This window comes from Nevskia sp. (genome assembly GCF_023266035.1).
GTDB lineage: Bacteria > Pseudomonadota > Gammaproteobacteria > Nevskiales > Nevskiaceae > Nevskia.
This window is the reverse complement of record NZ_JAHFRY010000087.1, coordinates 1-21140: the sequence shown is the minus strand read 5'-3', so window position 1 is coordinate 21140 and position 21140 is coordinate 1. Positions and strand designations below refer to the sequence as shown.

Sequence of the window (21140 nt, the reverse complement as noted above, 5' to 3'; positions counted from 1 at the left end):
CGGTCGACGTGCTGGTGATCACTCCGCATCCGGTCGTTGCCGGCTCGGTGATCAAGTGCCGCGCGCTGTGCGTGCTCGACACCGAAGACGAGAAGGGCACCGATGCCAAGCTGCTCGCCGTGCCGGTCGACAAGGTGTCGAACGGTGCCTACGACCATCTGCGCGATCTGGCCGATGTGCCGGAGCGGGTCAAGAACGAAATCCACCACTTCTACAGCTCCTACAAGGCGCTCGAGAAGGGCAAGTGGGTCAAGATTTCCGGCTGGCGCGATGCGGCTGCCGCGCGCGGCGAGATCGAAAAAGGCATCGCTGACTACATCGCGTAACCGAGCTGCAAACCACAACGACAAAAGGAGAGAGAGAAATGGTGCGATCAATATTTCTGGTGCTGTCGGATGCCACGGGTCCGGATACGGATGCTGAATTCAATCGCTGGTATTCAAAGAAGCATGTGCAAGATGTATCGAAGGTTCCCGGCGTGATTTCCGCCACCCGATATCGGATCGAGAAGGGCGTCACCGTGCTCCCTGGCGTCAATGCGGACAGCCACGGCTACGTCGCCATCTACGAGATCGAAGCCAAGACCAACGAAGAACTCGAAGTCTTCGCCGCGTCGCTGCGCAAGGGCATCGAATCGGGCGCAGTGGATATCAGCCCAACGCTCAATTTCGCGAGTGTCACCGGCAGTCTCTGCGTGCCGATCACGCCCCGCGTGACTGCCGATTCCTGAGTGATGCCATGGGCGCCTTGCCAACCGCTTGCAGGAAGGCAAGGCACCCACTCGCACAAGCCTGCTGTGACCGACGGACGAAGCGATCCCGCCGTCACGGCCGAGCAGCTTGATCCGCCAACGGAGTCGATTGCGGGCATGGCTGCGTGAGGCAGCATGTCCGAGCGCACTCGGTTGCACCTGGTCACGCAATTCCAGCAGCTCCGGCGGGTAATCCACCGAATAGAAGGGATGACGATGCAACAACAAGCAAGCGTGACCTCGCAGAAAATCGGCCTGTGGTGCAGTTGGGTCTTTGTCGCACTGACGGTGATCGGATGGCTGGGCATTGCCCATTTCTACGCACCGGCCCGAGCCGATCTGGGCTTGGAAGCGACCAAGGTCTGGTACACCGAGACCTATCACTGGCAGACCATCATCGGCTGCACGCTCTTCTACATTGCCTGCGGTTTTCTGGTGCCGGCGTCGATCCAGTTCGCAATCATGCTGGCCAAGATCGAAGGCCGCTGGCCGCTGTGGTCGATCACGGCGGGCGTTGGCGGCATCTTCATCTCGGTGATCATCTTTCTCAACGCCTGCGCCTGGATCGTGGCGGCGTATCGGCCGGAGACTGGTGCCGATGTCATACAAGCCTGGAATGACTGGGCCTGGATGGCCTTTCTGCTCGGCTGGATTTATCTCGCGGTGGAAATGATCGCCTCCGCCATCGTCGAAATGCAGGACATGCGTCCGGTGCCGATGATTCCACGCTGGCTGACCTGGTTCACCTTTGCCGGCGCTGCCTCGCTGCTCACCGCTATCGGGCCGGCCTTCTTCCAGAGTGGTCCGTTCGCCTATCACGGCCTGCTCGGCTTTTACTTGCCGATGGCCGTGTGGGGAACCTATTTGCTGCTGACCAGCTGGTACATGCTCAAGGAACTCGATCGCGAAGCGAGCGGCCTGCGAGAGCCTGCATAAGCCGCAAAGCGTCAGAACACGCAGGGCTGTTCGATAGGGGTCGCCGTCGCGGACGATCGGTGCCCGACAGCGACTAACCCCTCTTTCTCAAGCTCGATATCAGGAGACATTTCGTGAAAGCAGCAATAGTCCATCTGCCCGCAAGCCTCGAATCGCTGACCATCGAAGAGCGATCCGAACCTGTCGTCGAAGCGGGCAAGGTCAAGGTTCGCTGGCATGCCTTGTCGCTGAATTTCCACGACTACGCGGTTGCGGCCGGCCTGATGCCGACCAGCGAGGGCCGCATCCCGATCTCCGACGGTGCAGGCGAGATCGTGGAAGTGGGTAGCGGCGTAACCGAATGGAAGCGCGGCGACAAGGTGATGAGCCTGTTCTTTCCGGACTGGCAGGACGGCCCGCCGACGTTCGAAACCACGCGTCGTCTGGGTGGCGATTCCACCGATGGCTGTGCCGTCGAGCTCAGCGTGGTGGACCCGTCCGCGCTCACCCCGATGCCGCAGAACTACTCCTATGCTGAAGCGGCAACCTTGCCCTGTGCGGCTTTGACGGCCTGGCGTGCGCTGGTGGAGATCGGCCAGATCAAGGCCGGCGACAAGGTGCTGGTCGAAGGCACCGGCGGCGTCTCGATCTTCGCGCTGCAGCTTGCCAAGGCTTTCGGCGCCACGGTCTACGCAACCTCGTCGTCGCCAGCCAAGCTGGAACGCCTGCGCCAGCTCGGCGCCGACCACGTGATCGACTATCGCGTCGATACCCACTGGGGTGACACGGTCAATGCGCTTTCGAACGGCGGCGTCGATCACGTCATCGACGTGGGCGGCGCGGCCACCCTGGCGCAGTCGATCGCAGCGGTTCGCGTCGACGGCAGTGTCGTGCTGATCGGCATCCTTGGCGGCCTGCAGGCCGAAATCAATCTGGCCCAGTGGATGATCAAGCAGCAGCACATCCGCCCGGTCGCAGTCGGCAGCCGCGCCATGCAGATCAGCATGGTCCGCTTTCTCGAAGAATCGAACATCAAGCCGGCTATCGACAGGCGCTTCCCGTTAAGTGAGCTGGCCGAGGCATTCCGATATCAGCTGTCCGGAAAGCACTTCGGCAAGATCGTGATCGACGTCGCGCCTTGAGGCCGATCAACGAGCTGTGCTTCTGACTCGCCTCATGGACAACGTCACAAGTGCCTACCCCTGTGGTCTCGCTGAAAGCTTCCGTCGCCGAGCCTTGCGGGCCGAACAGCATCCCGCACTGAGCTTCGAGGACGAGACCTAGTCCTACGCCGAGATGCAGCATCGACGGCATCGGCCAGATCACGCTCAGCCAGCCCGAGCGCGGCAATCCCGCAGTGGGCTATGCGGTGGCGTTGATGGTGAAACTGAAGAAGCCGCAGGCGATTGCGATCGCGCTCGAAGTGGGCATCCACAACGCAGCGCTGGCGATCACCATCGCGCTGTCGCCGCAGCTGCTCGGCAATCCGACCATGGGCATTCCGCCGATGATCTACGGCCTGACGATGGTGGTGACGGCCCTGGGCTTCGGCTTGCTGGTCAACCGGCGGTCGCGCGCAGTTTCCTGAATCGGTTTCAACCCGGCGGCAGTGTCGCGGGTGGCAGTGTCGCTGGTCCGGGGACGATCAGCAGCGCGTCGATCTCGGCGAGATCGGTTTCCGCCAGCCGGCCGGCCTGGCGCTTCAGGCTCAGCACGCTGATCAGGTAGTCGTAGCGAGCCTGCGAGTAGCTGCGCTGCGCGGCGTACAGGTTGCGCAGTGCGGTCAGCACATCGACTTCGGTGCGGGTGCCGACCTTCAAACCCAGCTGGCTCGATTCCAGCGCCAGCTGGCTGGACTTCATCGCCGCCTGGGTGGCCTGGACGCTGGCGATGCCCGAGATCACGCCCTGGAAGGCGTCGCGGGTCTGGCGTTCGACGGCGCGCTGGGTGCCTTCCTCGCTGGCCTTCGACTGGCTGCCGAGCGCGGCGGCCTGTCGCACCTGCGAAGCGATCATGCCGCCGGCGTAGATCGGCAGGCTGATGTTGACGCCGATGCCGCCGCGGGTGGAATCGGCATTGCGTTCGCTGCTGTTCAGGTTCTCGGTATAGGTCGCGGTCAGCGCCAGCGTCGGGTAGTGGCGGGCGCGCACGGCGCTGACATTGCGGGTGGCGATCTCGGTGCCGAGGCGGGCGATGCGCAGGTCGTAGTTGTCGCTGCGCGTGGCTTCCAGCCAGGGCTCGATACGGGCCGGCGCGGGTGGTGCCAGCGGCATGTTCTCGGCCAGCGCCTGGCCGGGATCGGCTTCGCGGCCAGTGATCTCTTCCAGCGCACGCTGGGCATTGGCCACCCGGCGCTCGGCGGCGATCACGGTGGCGATGCTGGCGTCGAAGGCGGCGCGGGTTTCCTGCACGTCGATGATCGTCGCCAGGCCGACTTCACGGCGCCGCTCGGCCTGCTGCCACTGGCGTTCGGTGGCGGCGCGTTCGGCGCTGCCGGTGCGCAGCGCATCGTTGGCGGCCAGCACTTCGAAATAGGCCTGGGCCAGCCGCAGGATCAGCGACTGCTGGGCATTGCGGTAGGTCGCCTCGGCCTGCGCCACGCTGATGTCGGCCTGCTTCAGGCGCTGGAAGGCTTCGAAGCTCCACAGGGTTTGCGACAGCAGCACCTGGGCCTGGTCGGCGGTGTTGTAGAAATCGACCTTGCTGCTCGCGGAGGGGGCCGGATTGGTCGGGTCGGTGATGATCCGGTTGCCGCTGGTGGTGATCTCGTTGTGGCTGCGCTCGTGGCTGCCGGTGGCGGTGAGCCGCGGCAGGAATGCCGACACCGCCTGCGGCTTGGCTTCGACGGCGGCATCGCGCGCGTACTGCGCCGCCAGCAGGCTGCGGTCCTGGTCGAGCGCTTCGTGGTAGCTGTCGAGCAGATCGTTCGCGGTGGCGCAGGGCGCGACGAGGGCGCCGGCTAGCAGGGCAGGGACTATCGGGCAGCGCATGGAGCTTCCTGGCAAAAGGGTTCGGCGAAACGATGCCGTCCTTGTTCAGACGTTGGCGGCGGCGGCTCCCCCACCGCTGCCAGCAAGCAATCATCGAGGTGGGGTGCAGGCGCGCGGCTGCGTCTCTAGCTGGACGGCCCGTTGAAACGGGCATTGCCGCTGTTGCCTGCCGCCACCGGATTTCGCTCCGCTGGCCGGCGCGCCCTGAACCACAACCGGAGCCGAGCATGGCTGCAGAAGCAGGGGGTCCCCCGAGAATGTCGACGATCAGCCCCAGCGCCGTACCGAGGCTGTATCGCGGCGCCGTGGTCAAGCACGGGCTCGACTGGGACCGCATCGACGCGCTGCTGCACACCCTCGAACCGACACCGCAGAACCTGCAGCTGTTCCAGGATGGCGCGGTCGATCCGGCCAGCTATGTCGAGCGTGCCGGCGAACTCGGCATGTCGCGCCCGCGGCTGATCAAGGAACGCTTCTACGGCCTGCTGCGCGAAGGTGCTGCGCTGGTCTTCAACCGCATGGAACTGCATTCGCTGGAAGCGCGCCAGCTGTGCGCGGCGGTCTCGCGGCTGGGTGGTGCGTCCGGCATCGGCAACGGCTACCTGAGCTTCGGCGGCAAATGCGCCTTCGACAAGCACTGGGATACCCATGATGTCTATGCCGTGCAGCTGATCGGCCGCAAGCGCTGGCAGCTGTTCCAGCCGACCTTCATGAACCCGCTGGCCGAGCACACCAGCGAAGCGATGGCCATGCAGTGCCCGGACAAGGTGGTGCTCGACTGCGTGCTGTCGCCCGGCGACATGCTCTACGTGCCGCGCGGCTGGTGGCACCAGACCTTGCCGTTCGATGAACCGAGCTTTCATCTGTCGGTCGGCCTGTATCCGCCGACCATGCACGATTTTCTCGGCTGGGCGCTGGCCCGGGTCGCGCCGCAGCGCCTGGCCGTGCGCCAGACCTTGTCGACCGATCCCGGCGTGGCGGCTGGCGATCTTGGTGCTGCCGTCGAAGCGCTGCGCGATCTGCTGCTCGATCCCGCCGTGCTCGCGGACTACCGCCGCGAGATCGCGCTGGCCGATCGCCCGGTGCCGGAATTCGAGCTGGCGCGCTTCGCCGGCGAGCGGACCATCGGCCCGGAAACCATCCTGCGGCTGTCGACGGCGCAGGCCGCGGTGCGCACGCCGGAAACGTTGCTGATCAATGGCCGGGCCTTGCCGGCGGACGGGCTGGGGGCGCGGATCATCCAGCTGCTGGCGACGGTGCCGATGTGCAGCTTCGCGGCGCTGTCGGATGCGCTGATCGACGTGCCGGAAGCGCTGCTGCAGGAGGGCGTGTTCGAGCTGGCGGCGCATGGCTGCATCGTCACCGGTGGCGTGCAGCTGGCCGAGCCTTGAGCGCTCGTCGTCGACCGGAAGGGAGCTTCGGCAGGTAGGGGAAGCTGTCTCCCATGCGTCACCAGTACAGGCCGCCACGCTGCCTTATCGCCGACGCCATGAACCACAGCCTTTCGATGTCCGCCGAATCGCCTGCCCGCAGCATCGGGCAGCGTTCGACCGGGGCGATGCAGCAGCGCTGGGTGCTGTCGCCGGGCCTCGATGGTCTGCTGATCATCGCCGCACCGGTGCTCTGCTTGGCGCTGGCCATCGCCACCTTCGCCTGGCTGCCGGCGGACCGCGCCGCGACCCTGGTGCTGGTCACCCATGTGGTGCTGACCGTCGCTCATCACCTGCCGACCTACCTCCGCCTGTATGGCGATCTCGATACCTTCAATGCCGACCGCTGGCGCTGGCTGCTGACGCCGTTGCTGCCGTTTGCTCTGTCGCTGGCGGTGCTGATCCATCTGCGCGCACAGGGCTACGGCCTCGAACAGTTCTTCTACCTGTTCATCCTGCTGACGCTCTGGGACCCGTGGCACTTCCTGATGCAGCACTACGGCTTCATGCGCATCTACGATCGCGGCAATGCCGCGCCGCGGGCACTGGCCGCCGGCATGGATCGCATGGTCTGCACGGCCTGGATGCTCTATCTGCTGCTGGCCTCCAGCGCCTGGCTGCCGGAGCTGCTGCAGGATCTCGACACCAGACTGGCCGTGCCGCTGCTGCTGGCGCTGCCGGCCGGTGCCGTCGATGCGATGACCAGCGGCGCCGCAGCGATCGCGACCCTGGCCAGCGTCGTCTACGCCGGCTATCTGTTCTGGTGCTGGCGGCGCGGCTGGTTCGTCAGCCCGGCCAAGGTGGCGCTGCTGGTGCTCACCTTCGGCGTCATGTGGCTGAGCTACACGCCGAACGCGTTGATCCGCGAGTGGGCGCCGGGCTGGTCGTTCAAGGTCGGCTTCGCGACGGTCGGCATCGTCCACATGACCCAGTATCTGGCGATCGTCTGGCGCTACAACCGCAATCTCGCGACACGCCCGAATGCCACGCGCGCCGGCTGGTTCCGCTGGCTGCACAGCCGCAACACGCTGTGGGCCGCCGCGCTCTACGTGATCGCCTGCATCGCTTACGGCGAAGGCCTGACCACCGATTTCCAGACCGACTGGATCACCATTCCGGTGCTGGCGCTCGGCTTCACGTCGACGCTGATGCACTACTACTTCGACGGCTACATCTGGAAGCTGCGCAAGCCAGGGACGGCGGCGACGCTCGATGGCAGCGCCACAGGTTCAGCTGATCCAGCGCCGGCTGGCCGTCGCGGCCCGAGCCTGCGCGACTGGCTGCGGCCGCTGCTGATCTTCGGCCTGCCGCTGGGCCTGATGACCACGGTGGCCGCGGCGTCCTGGTCGGTCCCGCAGCCGGCCTATACCGAAACCTTGAAGGAAGCGGTGCAGGCCGCCCGCGCCGGTGATCGCGAACAGGCGCAGCGCCATGCCCGCCGAGCGCTGAGCGCGATGGACCGCGAGCTACCACGCGTTCGGGCCCTGGCGCGGCTCGAAGATTCCTCGTCCCGCGATGCCCAGCTGGCGCTGCTGCTCTACAGCCATCGCTGGGTGCAGTACGCGCTGCTGCCGCAGCTGAGCGGCCGTGACGATATCGAACAGCTGGCCCTGCAGCGCGATGGCATCGCCGAGCCGCTGCAGATCATCGATCGCGCGCTGGCGCGCGGCGGCAGCATCGCCCATCCCGGTCATGAAGCGATGAGCCTCGATGAAGCGCAACGCCTGCGCGATGGCTGGGCCAGACAGATGCAGCAGCTCGATCAGCAATTGGCGCAGGTCGCGCCATGAGCGGCCGAAATGAATACCTCGTTGTTCACTTACCCAACCGGAGACTGCGGATGATTCGCTCGTTGTTGTGGCTGCTTTGCCTTGCTTCGCTGGCGATTGCGCCGGTTCAGGCCGGGGCACTGCCGCAAGTCCGCCTGTTCACTACAGGCGGCACCATCCAGAGCAAAGGCGCGCATCGCCAGAAGCTGATGGAGTATTCCGATGGCCGGGTGACGCCGTCCGAGCTGGTCGACGATCTGCCGGAGCTGCGCGATGTCGCCCAGCTCAGCTATGCGGAGGTCAGCAACGTCGGTTCCGGCAACATCGACGCCAGCACCTTGCTGACCCTGGCTCAGCAGATCAACGCCTGGCTGGCGCTGCCCGAAGCCGCCGGGGCGGTGGTCACCCATGGCACCACCACGCTCGAAGAAACCGCGTTCTTCCTGAACCTGACGGTGAAGTCGGACAAGCCGGTCATCGTGGTCGGTGCGATGCGGCCGTTCACCGCGGTGAGCCGAGATGGCCCGATGAATCTCTACAACGCCGTGCGGGTGGCAGCCACCCCGCAGGCCAGGGACATGGGCGTGATGATCCTGCTCAACGACGAGATCAACGCCGCCCGCGACACCACCAAGAACAACACCTATCGCGTCGATACCTTCATCGCCCGCGATCTCGGCCCGCTCGGCTTCGCCGACAGCGACAGCATCGTCTTCTATCGCCGGCCGATCTACCGCCACACCTCGCACAGCGAGTTCGATGTCTCGAAGCTCAGCAGCCTGCCGCGCGTCGATGTGCTCTACGCCTATCAGGAATCCGATGGCGCAGCGGTCAAGGCCTTCGTCTCGGCGGGTGCCAAGGGCATCGTCAACAGCGGGGGTTATTCCGAGCCGCTGGCGGCACTGAAGGACAAGGGCGTGGTGGTGGTGCAGAGCGATCGCAAGGGCTCCGGCCGTGTGGTCAAGAGCGAGAAGGTGGCCGCCAAGGGCCAGGTCACCGCCGACAACCTGCCGCCGCAGAAGGCTCGCATCCTGCTCCGCCTGGCGCTGACCAAGACGACCGATCCGGTCGAGATCCAGCGCATCTTCGACGAATACTGAGATCACCCATGAACCGTCTTTCCCTGATCGTTGCCGTCATCTCGGCAACGCTGCTCACCGCTGCGCCCACGCTGACTGTGAGCGCTGCCGAAATCCCCACCTACGCGCCGCTGCCGCCTGCGCTGCCGCCCGGCACCAAGCTGCCGACGGTGGTCATCATGTCGATGGGCGGCACCATCGCCAGCCGGGGCACGCCGCGCCTGAACGTCGCCAACTACGGCGGCAAGGGCGTGCCGCGAGTCGATCCGCAGGACTGGTTCAACGACGAACCGGAACTGGCGACCATCGCCAACATCCGCCTCGAAGACGGCCGCCCGCCGGTCGAGCGCGCCAGCGGCGAAACCCAGGGCGATGACCTGCGTGTCGCCGCCCGCTTACGGGTGCTGATGCAGGACCCGACGGTGGACGGCGTGGTCGTCACCCACGGCACCAACACCATGGCCGAATCGGCGTTCCTGATGAACCTGATCATCGACACCGCCAAGCCGATCGTCTTCGTCGGCTCGCAGCGGCCGTGGACGGCGCTGTCCGGTGACGGCCCGCGCAATCTCTATGACGCGGTGCGAGTCGCCGGCACCAAGGAAGCGGCGGGCAAGGGCGTGCTCCATTGCATGAACCAGTACATCAACACGGCGCGCGATGTCTCGAAGACCTCGGCCTACCGCGTGCAGACCTTCAAGGGCATCGATGTCGGCGCCATCGGTTTCGCCGATCCGGACATCGTCAAGTTCTACCGCGAACCGTTGCGCCGGCACACCATGGCCTCGGAGTTCGCCGGCCGTGACTACAAGGAACTGCCGATCGTCTAGATCGCCTACGCCTACCGCGATGCGCCCGGCTACGTGATCGACGCGATGGTCGCCAACGGCGCCAAGGGCATCGTCGTCGACGGCACCGGCGCCGGCAGCCCGACCACCAGCCAGACCGAGGCGATCAAGCGCGCCCAGGCCAAGGGCGTGGTCGTGGTCGCCACCGCGCGCACCCACGGTGGCCGCGTGCAGGACACGCCGCGCCGTCGCGAAGCCAAGATCGTGCCCGGCGACAATCTGGTGCCGGAGAAGGCCCGCATCCTCTTGCAGCTGGCGCTGACCAAGACCAAGGACGTCGGCGACATCCAGAGAATCTTCAATGAGTACTGATCGCCGCTCGCTGAGTACGTTGCTGGCGGGCGCCTTGCTCGCCGGTTTCGCGACGGCTGCCAGCGCTGCGGCACCAACGCTGCCGAAGTACCAGCACTGGGTGAAGCTGAAGCCGGAGAACTCGGTGATCGGCAACTTCCCGGCGCAGAAGAAACCGATCCTGACCGTGAAGTCCGGCGATACCGTGCGCATCGACGGTGGCGGCGGCAATCGCTGGATGGAGCAGGACCCGTTCGCCTGGATCAAGGACAACGGCATCAAGCTGAACGCCGAGGAAACGGCAGCGATCCGCGAGATCGACACCGTGATCAAGGACACGCCGCGCTACGCCGAGATCAAGACCGGGCATCTGCTGATCGGCCCGATCGCCGTCGAAGGCGCGATGCCGGGCGATACCCTCGAAGTGCGCATCCTCAAGGTGGTGCCGCGCCTGCCGTATGGCACGGTCGGCCAGCGCTCCGGCCGCGGTGCCATTCCGGATGACGTGAAGGAGCCGTTCACCGTCGTCGTCAACTTCGACGAAGCCCGCACCATGGGCTCGTTCGGCGGCGGCATCGAAGTGCCGCTGCACGCGTTCCAGGGTGTGATGGGCGTGCTGCCGGCGGAAATCGAAGGCCCCAACCGGCGCAGCGGCCCGCCCGGCGTGTTCGGCGGCAATCTCGACTGCAAGGAACTGATCGACGGCACCTCGCTGTACCTGCCGGTGTTTCATCCGGGCGCGCTGTTCTTCACCGGCGACAGCCATGCCGCGCAGGGCGACGGTGAAGTGACCATCAACGCCATCGAAACCGCCAACACCTCGGTGCTGCAATTCGTGCTGCACAAGGGCAAGAAGCTGACCGCGCCGCGGGCCGAAAGCACAACCCACTTGATGGCCTTCGGTCTCGATCCCGATCTCGACACGGCGATGCAGATGGCGACCCGCGAAACCAACGCGCTGCTCGGCGACGTCTATGGCCTGGACTTCGCGCATGCCTTTGCGTTGTCGAGTGCGGCGGTCGATTTCCGGGTGACCCAGGTGGTCGACGAGACCAAGGGCATTCATTCGATGATTGCGAAATCGCTGTTCACCAAGGCCAAGCTGCCAACGTTCTGGGCGGCGGGCGGGAAGCGCTGAGACCGGGACAGCTGATGAAGCCACAGCGCGCATACAGAGTTCTGTCTTGCGCGCTGCTGTCGCTGGCTGCTGGCACCGCGGCCGCGGAAGGCGAGGATTGCGTGAAGCGCAAACCGCTCAGCCGCATCGCGCCCAACTATCCCGAAGACCTCAGGATGTTCGGCAACAATGGCAGCGTCTCTGCCGTTTTCGGAGCGACGCCCGAAGGCAACGTCCGGGACATCGAGCTGAAAGAGTCCTCGCATCCAAGTTTCGAGCGCGCCACCGTTGTCGCACTGCTGCAGTGGCGCATCGAGCCGATTCCAGCGGACGACACCCAGCACTGCAAGACTTTCGGCCAGCGCTTCGAATATCAGCTGAAATCGCGTGAAACGCAGGAAGACTTCACGACTCCATTCCGTTTGAGCGCGGCCGAACTCGCAACGCTGCCGGAAGAGCTGCGCTACGACACACCGGCGGAAGTGAAGCTGGCCTTGCCGGTTGTCTATCCCTACGAACTGCTCCGCGACGCGGTCGAAGGCGAGGCGACCGTGGTGTTCGTCATCGATCCCGAAGGCCGGGTACAGAAGACCAAGGTCACATCAGCCAGTCACGAAGCCTTCGGCAAAGCGCTGGAAGCTTCGCTGACGGCCTGGACGTTCAAGCCGGCCACTCGCAAAGGCGAGCCGTCCTGGGCAGCTGCCAAGTACACGCGCAAGTTCGGGCAGGAGGAGCGCGACTTCGCGTTCGATGCCGAACGGCCGGTGCTGCTGAGAGAGGTCGCCAAGGAAAACTCGTCGATCCCGCTCGCTGCCGCACTCGATCGTTCGCCGAAAGTGCTGTACCGCCCGCTACCGATTCTCGACCGCGCGCAGACCTACGAAAAGGAAGCCGTGCGGCTGGAGTTCATCGTCGACAAATCCGGCTTCGTGCGCTACGCCCATGCGCTGCAAGCCAAAGACCAACGCCTCGCCTGGTCGGCGATCACGGCGGTGTCACGCTGGCAGTTCGAACCGCCGATCAAGGACGGGAAGGCGGTTGATGTGAGGGTGACGATGGCGATGCAGTTCTAGCGCGCTTGGTCGGGAAGGAGTTTTCGCTTAGCCTGCGAAGCCCGATGCAATCCGGGGCTTCTCTCTCCGTTGGGGCGCGTGATCCCGGATTGCATCCGGGCTTGCTTACGGGAATTAACGGATAAGGAATGGATGCTTCCGAAATGGAACCGCCTTGGATCAGATTTCCAACCATCCCTGTGGGCGACATCGGTTGGCGAATGGGCGCTGGCGAATCCTGCCTATTGCAATGGGCACAGTGGTTTTATGGTTTAGAGAGTGGCAGCAGAGATGCTTATCTAAGTAAATTTCCTCCTCCAAAGTACTGGGAAATCTAGCTCGCTTATGAATGCACGCACCCTGATTCCAAGCCTCTTCTGCATGCTCTGGGTCTACGTCCTCACAGGCTTAGTCGGCACCGTGCAGGCCGGTGAGCAGCGGGTCGAGGTCGCAAATGGCGTGAGCGCTGCCTGGCTGACACCCGACAGCGGCTGGGACGGACGCACCGTGCTCATGCTGCATGGCTTCGCCGATGACATGGACGGTGTCGGCGACCTCGGCAAGCACCTCGCGCAGGCGATGGCCGCGAAAGGCATTGCAAGCTTGCGGATCAACTTTCGTGGCGAGGGCGATCGCCTGCGCACCCATATCGAATCCACCTTCCCGATGCGGCTGGCCGATACCGCATCGGCCTATGCCTTCCTACTGAAACAGAAGGGCGTCGACGCCAAGCACATCGGCGTCTGGGGCTTCAGCCTCGGCGCCAGCACCGCGATCGAGACCGGCGGCAGCAAGCCGGCGTGGTTCCGCACCATGGCGGTCTGGTCCAGCCCGGGCGGCGATCAGTTCGCGATGTGGCAGCAGAGCGCGCCGGAGATCGTCGAGAAAGCACTGCGCGACGGCGAGGCGACACAGGATGTCCCGGGCTGGAAGAAGATCACTACCCAGCGCGCGTTCTATGAAAGCTTCCGCGGCTTCGATATCGACCGCTCGCTGGCGAAATACCCCGGCGCTTTCCTCACCGTGCGCGGCTCGCAGGATCACCTGCCGCAGCACGATGCCGAGTTCCTGCGCATCGCCCCCGGCCAGCCCGCCGAAGCCGGGCTGATCGGCGGCGCCGACCACATCTTCCGCGTCTTCGATCCCGGTGCCCCGCTCGCTCAGCGAGCGCAGGATGTCACGGTGGCGTGGTTCGTTCGCACGCTGTGATCAGACAGCTTGCGTAGGGCTTGAAAGCCGCAGGCGCATCCCGCCTTCCGCGACGTGCCGACTGCCAGACAAGGCGGGATGCGCGGCCAAGAAGCCGGCCACTTTCCCGCCCTACGTGAGTTCAATCCCTCGCCACCACTGGTCCCAAAGCCGGCACGCTGGCCGGCGGTCGCCGATAGCGCGTGGCCTGCTCGTAGGCATAGGCGTAGCCGACGATCTTCGCGTCATCCCAGGCGCGGCCGAGGATTTGCAGGCCGACGGGCAGGCCCTGGCCGAGGTAGCCACTCGGCACTGACAGCGCCGGCCATTGCAGCGTGCTGCCGACGAAGGTCAGGCTGCTGCCGAGGCCGGTGACGCCGCCTTTGGGGTTGGCTTCTTCGGTCATCAGCTGGGTGTTGCGGTCGCCGTTGACGACCGGCAGTTGTGCCCAGGTCGGGAAGACCACGGCGTCGATCTTGCCGCTGTCCATCGCCTTGGTGAACGCGACTCTGTAGGCCTCTTCGACTTCCAGGCCCTTGATGGTTTCCTGATCGGTGGCGACCGGGCCGGCGGCGGCATCGGCTTCGATACGCACCTGGTGCAGCGGATGGGCGAGCTTGGAGGCGGCGATTGCTTCCATCGTCGGATACGGGATGCCCGGATGAGCCGCGAGGTAGCGATTCATGTCGTCCTTGCGGCGTGCCGAGGTCTGTGGCGCGCGTGGCAGGGTTTCGATCTCCGGCACGGCGAAGGTATCGACGATCACGGCACCGGCGGCCTTCAGTTCGGCGATGGTTTTCTCGAAGTTCGCAAGGATGCGCGGATCGGTGTTCTTGGCGGTGAAGATCTGCCGCAGCACGCCGAGGCGCGCGCCCTTCAGCGCGTCCTTCTTCAGCACCGAGGTATAGGTCTTGGCGATGTGGCCCTTGGCGCGCAGGGTGGCAGCATCACTGGAATCGATGCCGGCGATGGCGTCGAGCAGCAGGGCCATGTCGGTGACGTTGCGTGCCATCGGCCCGGCGGTGTCGCGGACGCTGTTGTTCGGCTGGATGCCGTCGCGGGATACCAGGCCGACGGTTGGCCGCAGGCCGGCGAGGGCGTTGTGGGCGGCGGGCATGCGCACGCTGCCGCCGGTATCGGTGCCGATGCCGACGGTGGCGAAGCTCGCGGCGATCGAAGCGCCGGTGCCGCCGGACGAGCCGCCGGTGGCGAACGCGGTGTTGTACGGATTGCGCGCGAAGCCCGGCAGCACCGAGTTGATGTTGTCGCCGCCGCCGTTGGTGAACTCGGACGTTGAGGCCTTGCCGAGGATGATGCCGCCGGCCGCCTTGATCTTGGCGACCAGGGTCGCATCACGCTTCGGCATCCAGTTCTTCCAGCCCTGGAAGCCGGAAGTGTTCGGCATGTCGTCGGCGTCGATCACGTCCTTCACCAGCACCGGGATGCCATGCAGCACCCCCTTGAGCTTGCCGCTGGCCTTGAAAGCCGCGTCGATGCGGTCCGCCTCTTCTAGCGCTTTCGGATTGAGGTTGATGATCGAGTTCAGATAGGGGCCCTGCTTGTCGTAAGCCTCGATGCGGGCCAGATACATCTCCACCACCTGGCGCGCGCTCAGCTCGCCCGAGCGATAAGCGGCCTGGATGTCGGCAATGCTGGCTTCCTCGATCTGCAGCGCGTGGGCGGGTGCGGCGGCGATCAGCGCGGCAGCGAGTACGGCGAGCAGGGACAGGCGGCGGTGACGCATTGAAGGTTCTCCAGTGAAGCGGGGCGGTCTTCTGAAGAGGACGGCCCGAGTCGGCATTGCCCCTACGTAGGGCAGCCGTTCGCTTGGGCGGCGTGAACACCAACACCGTCTGTCGATACGTTCTACACGATTTTGTTGACAAACGAAGTCAAACGTATACGATTGAATCCATCTACCGGAGTAAGCCTCGATGGCGACGCAATCCCACTCGATGGAACCGCTGTCCGTACGCATCCCCAGCGATCTGTATCTCTGGCTGGCGCAATTGCAGGTCGAAGGCGCAACCACGAACAGCGACAAGCTGCGTGTCCTGCTCGGGCAGCTGAAGCGTCAGCACGATGGCGCGTTGGACTACGTGGCCGCGAATACCTGGGCACGTGATCTCACGGGGCGGCTGCGTGATGCGCTGGTGCGCGTCGAAGGTCGGTCCGGGCGTCATTCCGAGGTGCTGAACCTGATCTTGGATCACCTCACAACCAGCCTTGCGCTGGTGGTGAGCCAGGTTCCGGAGGACGAGGCAGGCGCGGCCCGGATCGAAGAAGCACTGGTCCGGCGCGCTCTGGCGCTTGGCGAAGCGCTGCTGCGTCAGGCAACAACCGCTGCAGCCGCAGCCTTCGATCCCGCGGTGATCCGACGCCACATCGCGGCTACCATCGAACTCGCATCCACTATTCCTGGCATCGTCTCAAACGCTAGAGGAGCCTGACATGGCTGATTCTCTCAAGACTCGTGTAGGCCGCGTGATTGCTGGCGGTGTCCATTCCCTGATCGACCGCCTTGAAGACCAGGCGCCGGAAGCGGTGATGGAGCAGTCCATTCGCGAGGCAGACGCGGTGATCGACGACGTGCGCCACGAACTCGGCCTGGTCAGTTCGAACCGGCATCTGGCGCAACAGCAGCACGCGAGTCTCAACCGTCAGCATGAGAAGCTCGCCGAGCAGATCGAGACTGCGCTCTCGGAGATTCGCGAAGATTTGGCGCGTGCGGCCGTGGCGCGGCAGCTGGATATCGAGGCGCAGATTCCAGTGCTCGAAACCACCCTGGCCGAGCTGGCGCGCCGTGAAACCGAACTGAAGAGCTACGTAGCGGCGCTGCTGGCCAAGAAGCGTGAAATGAACGATGCGCTGATCGAATTCCGACGCAGTCGTGCCGCCGCTGCGGCGCTGCTGTCGCAAGGCGGAGGAAGTGCCGGCAGCAGGGCGGAACAGCGCATGGACAGTGTCACTGATGCCTTCGATCGCGTTTACGCGCGACAGACAGGTCTCAGCGGAACTGCACGCACCAATGGTCTGCAGCAGGCGGCCAAACTCAAGGAACTGGACGACTTGGCGCGCGACAACAAGATCGCCGAACGCATGGCACTGCTCAAGGCAGGAAAGGCATGACACTTTTCGCTGCAGCGGAAACCCTACCTTTCGGAATCGCATTCGCACTGATCATCGGCATCGCCATTGTCGAAGGATTGGGAATGCTGTTCTCGCTGAGTCCGAGCAACCAGCTCGATCAGCTGCTGCCGGAGATCGATGGCGACAGCGGTCTCGATCGGGTATTGGGCTGGCTGCATATCGGCAAGGTGCCGTCCCTGGTCGTGCTGGTACTTTTCCTGAGCGGCTACGCAATTTTTGGCTATGGCCTGCAGCTGGCGATGAATGGACTGTTCGGTTTCTATCTTCCTGCCTGGCTTGCGGGCTTCGTCGCAGTGCCTTCAGGCATGGCGACGGTACGCAGCCTTGGCGCACTGGTTGCGCACATCATTCCACGCGACGAAACCAGCGCGGTCAGCGAAATGACGCTGATCGGACGCACCGGCGTGATCTCTGCGGGAATCGCGCGTAGAGGTCTGGCGGCGCAGGCACGGGTCCGCGATCAGCATGGCCGCACGCATTATCTGATGGTCGAGCCAGATATGGACGCCGATGTCTTCGAGGAAGGCGCGCAAGTGCTGATCGTCAGGAAAGCCGGCGCGTTCTATCGCTGCATCGCCAATCCGCATCCCACCTTGCTGGTCTGATTCTTCCTTCGTCCTTCCCAATCGTTCAAGCGAGCCAATCCGAGATGGAAAATTTCGACAACATCGTCGTCGTTGCCAGCATTGCCGGCATCGCCCTCATCGCCTTGCTGACCATCGGCATCATCTTCGCGCGCCTGTACAAGCGTTCGACAAAGGAGACCGCGTTCGTTCGCACCGGTCTTGGCGGGCAGAAGGTGATCATGGATGGCGGTGCCATCGTGCTGCCGGTATTTCACGAGCGGGTGCTCGTGAACATGAACACGCTCAAGCTGGAGGTCGTCCGGCGAGAGCGTGAGAGCCTGATCACCAAGGACCGCATGCGCGTCGATGTGACGGCGGCATTTTTTGTCCGCGTGAAGCAGACCGAGGAAGCAGTGAGCATCGCCGCGCAGACGCTGGGCGCGCGGACGATGAGCCCGGACGAGCTCAAGGCCCTCGTCGAAGACAAGTTCGTTGACTCTCTGCGAGCAACGGCAGCGACGATGACGATCCAGGAATTGCAGGACAAACGCCGTGATTTCGTCCAGGCCGTGCAGAACGCCGTGGCCGAAGACCTCGAGAAGAACGGGCTTGAACTCGAGTCGGTGTCGCTGACCAGCCTCGACCAGACTGACAAGCAGTTCTTCAACCCGAACAATGCATTCGATGCCGAAGGCCTGACGCGCCTGACTGAACAGACCGAGGCGCGTCGCAAGCAGCGCAATGACGTTGAACAGGACACCGAGGTTCTGGTACGAACCAAGAACCTGGAAGCTTCGCGGATCAAGCTCACTATCGAGAAAGATCAGGAATTCGCGTCGTTGTCGCAGAAGCGCGAGATCGAGAACACCCGCGCCGAACAATCGGCGCTGATCGCAACCCAGCAGGCCGAGCGCAGCCGTGAGGCCGAAGCATCCAAGATCGAGGCCGAGCGGCAGGTCGCCCAGAAGCGCATCGAGGCCGAGCGGGAAATCAAATCGGCGGAGATCGACAAAAACCTCGCGATCCAGAGCCGTGAGATCGAACTCGAACGCAAGACCGAAATGCAGCGTGCTGAGCAGCGAAAGCAAGTCGAAATCGCGCGTCAGGACACGCAGATCGCGATCGCCAACAAATCGCGGGAGCAGTCCGATGCCGACGCGGCTGCCAATGTCGCACGCGCCGAAGCAGCGAAAGCGGAGGAAAGCGTGAACACCGCGCGTCAGGTGGCTATCGCCGAACGCGACAAGAACATCCAGCTGATCGAGGCTTCCAAGGAAGCCGAGCAGAACGCCATTTCGGTCAAGGTTTCGGCTTCCGCTGAGAAGGAGGCTGCGATGGATCGTGCCGAAGCGGTCACGATCGAGGCGAAGGCGCGGCAGGCCGCGGCTATCGCTGAAGCAGAAGGCAAGCGCGCCATCAACGATGCGCTGAACACGCTTTCGGCGGCGCAGATCGATCTGCAGGTTCGTACGCTTCTGCTGCAGCAATTGCCGACGATTCTGGAGCAGGCGGTGCGGCCGATGGAGAAGATCGATTCGATCCGCATCTTCCAGGTCAATGGCATGCCAGGCACCGGGGCATCCGGCGGTGGGCTGTCTTCGGGGGCGGGCGGAGGCCAGGGCGGCGGTGCGACGTTTCCCGAACAGGTGATGAACTCGGCGCTGCAGTATCAGCTGGCCAAGCCGATCATCGACGCCGTCATGAAGGATGCCGGTCTTTCCAACGAGGGCATCACCGGCGTCGCCGATTCGCTGTCCAACATGCTCAAGAAGCCAAGCCCGCCAACGCTGTAGAGCCGGCTGTTTGCACGCGCTTCATGCTGAGATGGCTGGAGCGACGGGTACGGTCGACGAAGCTTGCCGACAGCTAACCGGGACCTCGGCCCCGGTTACTTGCCTTATCGGGGCTTGTTGTTCTGAGGGTCCGAGTTGCTCAGGTAGGGGAGCGGTCCCGCCCCGCGTCTGAATCAGTACAGCGCTTCCAGCTTCCGAAATCTGCGTTGCCGTGACCGCGTGCCTGGAACGCAGAAGCGGCGGCTGGAAGAAGCCGCCGATCTGATCCCAGGGCTCATTGCAGATGAACTACAGGCTGTCACGCCGCAAGTTGCTCGGTACTACCGCCGCCGCGACCGCCGCCGCATCGCTCGGTCGCTTCGGCTCGGCCTTCGCCGCTGCCGGAACACCGGAGCAGTTGGTAGAGCGCTCCGTGGTCGAAATCGCGGCGATGATCCGCAGCAAGCAGGTCAGCGCCGTCGATGTGGTGAAGGCCTGCTACGCGCGCATCGATCTCGTCAACCCGCGCATCAACGCGGTGGTGGCGCAGTGTCGCGAACGCGCCTTGGCCGAAGCTGCGGAAGCCGATGCGCTGCTCGCCAGGGGCCAGATCAAGGGCCCGCTGCATGGCGTGCCGTTCACGGTGAAGGATTCCTTCGATACCGCCGGCGTGGTCAGCACCGGTGGCACGCTGGGCCGCAAGGACTTCGTGCCGGGCAAGGACGCCACCGTGGTTGCCCGGGTGCGCGAAGCCGGCGCCATCCTGCTCGGCAAGACCAACACGCCGGAGTTCACCCTCGGCGGCGGTGCCCGCGAAACCTTCAATCTTCTGCACGGGCAGACCTACAACCCCTACGGCGAAGGCTATCTGTGCTCCGGTTCGTCCGGAGGCGCCGGTGCCATCGTCGCGGCGGCGGGTTCGTACTTCGACATCGGCTCCGACTACGGCGGCAGCATTCGCGGGCCTGCGTTCGCCAACGGCATCGCCGGTCTGAAGCCCACCTATGGCCGCGTGCCGCGCACCGGCCATATCGTCGGTTACGGCGGGCCGTTCGATACCTTCCAGGAGATCGGCCCGCTGACGCGCCGCGTGGCCGATATCGAACTGCTGCTGCCGATCATGATGGGCCAGGACTCGTCCGACGCCGCGATGGCGCCGGTGCCGCTGGGCGCCTCGAAAGACGTCGATCTGAGCAAGCTGCGCGTGGCCTGGTACGACGACAACGGCAGCGTCAAGGTCAGCGGTGAAGTGCAGGCGATCATCAAGCAGTGCGTGGGCTACTTCCGCGCGCTGGGTTGCAAGGTGAAGGAAGACCGGCCGCCGCGCTTCAAGGAACTGGCCGACACCCGCAGTGCGTTCTCCGGCGCCGACGGCCGCGCGTTCATGCGTCGCCTGCTGAAGAAGCACGGCACCACGCAGGCCTCGCCCGGCTTGAACATCAGCGGCGATGCCGTGGCCAGCACCGAGTTCACGCGCCTCTGCGAAAAAATGGACGCGATCAAGAGCGAACAGCTCGCCTGGTTCGAGCAGTACGACCTGATCCTCTGCCCGGTCACCTGGCGTGCGGTGCAGAAAGTCCCCGCCGAATTCCTGAAGTCGCCGGAATGGGGCGCGGGCTACGGCGGCATGACCAGCGAATACAACACCACCGGCTGGCCCGCCGGCGTGGTGCGCGTGGGCACGTCGAAAGAATCCAAAGGCTTGCCGCTGGGCATCCACGTGGTGGCGCAGCCCTGGCGCGATGACGTGGTGCTGGCGGCGATGGCCCACATCGAAGCGCAGACCGGCGGCTGGATTCCACCGCCGCTGTGAACACCCCGCGAACCTCTATCCCGAATCAAGCCGAGCCCGCCATGTTCAAGCCTGAAACCGCTGTGCCTGCCGTTGCGCATCACAGCTTTCCCGAGCCGCGCAGCCGCCGCGAGTTCCTCGGCCTGGCCCGCGCCGTTGCGGCTGCTTCGGCCACCGTCGCCTCGGTGGCCGCACCGCGCGCGCTTGCCGTATCGACCGACACCAGCAACGAGCTGATCTACATGTCGGCGACCAAGCTCGCCGGCCTGATCCGGGCCGGCAAGGTGTCGGCCAGCGAAGCGGTGGAGGCCTACATCGCCCGCCAGCTGAGCGTCAACGACATGCTCAACGCGGTGGTCATGAACAGCTACGCCCGCGCTCGCGCCGAAGCGAAGGCGGCGGACAAGGCCGCTGCGCGCGGCAACTGGAT

General features: G+C 64.7%; 20 protein-coding genes and 1 pseudogene. 19 read left to right on the top strand and 2 right to left on the bottom strand.

Translation table 11 applies throughout. The features are described from left to right. From Q0D45_RS14140 to Q0D45_RS14120, 5 genes are all read left to right on the top strand, one after another. Window positions 1–326: inorganic diphosphatase (locus Q0D45_RS14140; protein ID WP_293393929.1), on the top strand; the 326-nt coding region annotated here is incomplete at its 5' end. 59 nt (window positions 327–385) lie between these two features. After that, a complete protein-coding gene (locus Q0D45_RS14135; protein WP_293393927.1) occupies window positions 386–730 on the top strand; it encodes a DUF4286 family protein in 345 nt (114 codons plus the stop codon). 156 nt (window positions 731–886) lie between these two features. Further along, complete coding sequence (locus tag Q0D45_RS14130; RefSeq protein WP_293393925.1) at window positions 887–1687, top strand: hypothetical protein; 801 nt, start codon at window positions 887–889, stop codon at window positions 1685–1687. A 113-nt stretch (window positions 1688–1800) separates the two neighbouring features. Continuing rightward, a complete protein-coding gene (locus Q0D45_RS14125) occupies window positions 1801–2808 on the top strand; it encodes an NAD(P)-dependent alcohol dehydrogenase (protein WP_293393923.1) in 1008 nt (335 codons plus the stop codon). 239 nt (window positions 2809–3047) lie between these two features. Further along, entirely contained in the window at window positions 3048–3254 is a 207-nt protein-coding gene (locus Q0D45_RS14120; RefSeq protein ID WP_293393921.1) for a hypothetical protein, read from the top strand. A 7-nt stretch (window positions 3255–3261) separates the two neighbouring features. Here Q0D45_RS14120 and Q0D45_RS14115 read toward each other — a convergent pair whose 3' ends face one another. After that, window positions 3262–4656 carry a TolC family outer membrane protein gene (locus Q0D45_RS14115; RefSeq protein WP_293393919.1) on the bottom strand — a complete coding sequence of 465 codons (1395 nt, stop codon included), beginning with the start codon at window positions 4654–4656 and terminating at the stop codon, window positions 3262–3264. Between the two features lie 257 nt (window positions 4657–4913). On the opposite strand from Q0D45_RS14115, the gene Q0D45_RS14110 reads away from it, so the two are divergent. The 8 genes from Q0D45_RS14110 (at window position 4914) to Q0D45_RS14075 (ending at window position 13451) form a co-directional block, all read left to right on the top strand. After that, a complete protein-coding gene (locus Q0D45_RS14110) occupies window positions 4914–6047 on the top strand; it encodes a cupin domain-containing protein (RefSeq protein WP_293393917.1) in 1134 nt (377 codons plus the stop codon). A 98-nt stretch (window positions 6048–6145) separates the two neighbouring features. Then, window positions 6146–7876 (top strand): hypothetical protein, encoded by a 1731-nt coding sequence (locus tag Q0D45_RS14105; RefSeq protein WP_293393915.1) that lies wholly within the window; start codon window positions 6146–6148, stop codon window positions 7874–7876. A 50-nt stretch (window positions 7877–7926) separates the two neighbouring features. After that, window positions 7927–8955, top strand: a complete 1029-nt coding sequence (locus Q0D45_RS14100; protein WP_293393913.1) for an asparaginase — start codon at window positions 7927–7929, stop codon at window positions 8953–8955. Window positions 8956–8963: 8 nt separating this feature from the next. Then, window positions 8964–9764 (top strand): asparaginase domain-containing protein, encoded by an 801-nt coding sequence (locus Q0D45_RS14095; protein ID WP_293393911.1) that lies wholly within the window; start codon window positions 8964–8966, stop codon window positions 9762–9764. Further along, the gene (locus Q0D45_RS14090) at window positions 9765–10094 is read left to right on the top strand and encodes a hypothetical protein (RefSeq protein ID WP_293393931.1); all 330 of its coding nucleotides are present in this window, start codon (window positions 9765–9767) and stop codon (window positions 10092–10094) included. It begins immediately after the preceding gene. Further along, window positions 10084–11211 carry an acetamidase/formamidase family protein gene (locus Q0D45_RS14085; RefSeq protein ID WP_293393909.1) on the top strand — a complete coding sequence of 376 codons (1128 nt, stop codon included), beginning with the start codon at window positions 10084–10086 and terminating at the stop codon, window positions 11209–11211. Before Q0D45_RS14090 ends, Q0D45_RS14085 begins: the two co-directional genes overlap by 11 nt. 14 nt (window positions 11212–11225) lie before the next feature. Beyond that, window positions 11226–12263 carry a TonB family protein gene (locus Q0D45_RS14080; RefSeq protein ID WP_293393907.1) on the top strand — a complete coding sequence of 346 codons (1038 nt, stop codon included), beginning with the start codon at window positions 11226–11228 and terminating at the stop codon, window positions 12261–12263. Between the two features lie 438 nt (window positions 12264–12701). Beyond that, on the top strand, window positions 12702–13451 hold the full coding sequence (locus tag Q0D45_RS14075) for a S9 family peptidase (RefSeq protein ID WP_293393905.1): 750 nt from the start codon (window positions 12702–12704) through the stop codon (window positions 13449–13451). Window positions 13452–13572: 121 nt separating this feature from the next. Here Q0D45_RS14075 and Q0D45_RS14070 read toward each other — a convergent pair whose 3' ends face one another. Further along, window positions 13573–15174, bottom strand: coding sequence for an amidase family protein (locus tag Q0D45_RS14070; protein WP_293393903.1), 1602 nt, complete (start codon window positions 15172–15174; stop codon window positions 13573–13575). Window positions 15175–15364: 190 nt separating this feature from the next. On the opposite strand from Q0D45_RS14070, the gene Q0D45_RS14065 reads away from it, so the two are divergent. From Q0D45_RS14065 to Q0D45_RS14040, 6 genes and pseudogenes are all read left to right on the top strand, one after another. After that, a complete protein-coding gene (locus Q0D45_RS14065) occupies window positions 15365–15880 on the top strand; it encodes a hypothetical protein (protein ID WP_293393901.1) in 516 nt (171 codons plus the stop codon). A gap of 1 nt (window position 15881) precedes the next feature. Further along, window positions 15882–16559, top strand: a complete 678-nt coding sequence (locus Q0D45_RS14060; RefSeq protein ID WP_293393899.1) for a PspA/IM30 family protein — start codon at window positions 15882–15884, stop codon at window positions 16557–16559. After that, window positions 16556–17185 carry a YqiJ family protein gene (locus Q0D45_RS14055; protein ID WP_293393897.1) on the top strand — a complete coding sequence of 210 codons (630 nt, stop codon included), beginning with the start codon at window positions 16556–16558 and terminating at the stop codon, window positions 17183–17185. Before Q0D45_RS14060 ends, Q0D45_RS14055 begins: the two co-directional genes overlap by 4 nt. 44 nt (window positions 17186–17229) lie before the next feature. Further along, the gene (locus Q0D45_RS14050; protein WP_293393895.1) at window positions 17230–18939 is read left to right on the top strand and encodes a flotillin domain-containing protein; all 1710 of its coding nucleotides are present in this window, start codon (window positions 17230–17232) and stop codon (window positions 18937–18939) included. Between the two features lie 283 nt (window positions 18940–19222). Continuing rightward, window positions 19223–20731, top strand: coding sequence for an amidase (locus tag Q0D45_RS14045; protein ID WP_293393893.1), 1509 nt, complete (start codon window positions 19223–19225; stop codon window positions 20729–20731). 41 nt (window positions 20732–20772) lie between these two features. Beyond that, a pseudogene (locus Q0D45_RS14040) lies at window positions 20773–21140 on the top strand (hypothetical protein); the annotation flags it as partial.

Bases quoted from the DNA above. Each gene is read 5' to 3' on its own strand.
- Q0D45_RS14130 (WP_293393925.1), top strand. From the start codon at position 887: ATGTCCGAGCGCACTCGGTTGCACCTGGTCACGCAATTCCAGCAGCTC.
- Q0D45_RS14115 (WP_293393919.1), bottom strand. From the start codon at position 4,656: ATGCGCTGCCCGATAGTCCCTGCCCTGCTAGCCGGCGCCCTCGTCGCG.
- Q0D45_RS14110 (WP_293393917.1), top strand. From the start codon at position 4,914: ATGTCGACGATCAGCCCCAGCGCCGTACCGAGGCTGTATCGCGGCGCC.
- Q0D45_RS14105 (WP_293393915.1), top strand. From the start codon at position 6,146: ATGAACCACAGCCTTTCGATGTCCGCCGAATCGCCTGCCCGCAGCATC.
- Q0D45_RS14100 (WP_293393913.1), top strand. From the start codon at position 7,927: ATGATTCGCTCGTTGTTGTGGCTGCTTTGCCTTGCTTCGCTGGCGATT.
- Q0D45_RS14095 (WP_293393911.1), top strand. From the start codon at position 8,964: ATGAACCGTCTTTCCCTGATCGTTGCCGTCATCTCGGCAACGCTGCTC.
- Q0D45_RS14085 (WP_293393909.1), top strand. From the start codon at position 10,084: ATGAGTACTGATCGCCGCTCGCTGAGTACGTTGCTGGCGGGCGCCTTG.
- Q0D45_RS14080 (WP_293393907.1), top strand. From the start codon at position 11,226: ATGAAGCCACAGCGCGCATACAGAGTTCTGTCTTGCGCGCTGCTGTCG.
- Q0D45_RS14070 (WP_293393903.1), bottom strand. From the start codon at position 15,174: ATGCGTCACCGCCGCCTGTCCCTGCTCGCCGTACTCGCTGCCGCGCTG.
- Q0D45_RS14065 (WP_293393901.1), top strand. From the start codon at position 15,365: ATGGCGACGCAATCCCACTCGATGGAACCGCTGTCCGTACGCATCCCC.
- Q0D45_RS14060 (WP_293393899.1), top strand. From the start codon at position 15,882: ATGGCTGATTCTCTCAAGACTCGTGTAGGCCGCGTGATTGCTGGCGGT.
- Q0D45_RS14055 (WP_293393897.1), top strand. From the start codon at position 16,556: ATGACACTTTTCGCTGCAGCGGAAACCCTACCTTTCGGAATCGCATTC.
- Q0D45_RS14050 (WP_293393895.1), top strand. From the start codon at position 17,230: ATGGAAAATTTCGACAACATCGTCGTCGTTGCCAGCATTGCCGGCATC.
- Q0D45_RS14045 (WP_293393893.1), top strand. From the start codon at position 19,223: ATGAACTACAGGCTGTCACGCCGCAAGTTGCTCGGTACTACCGCCGCC.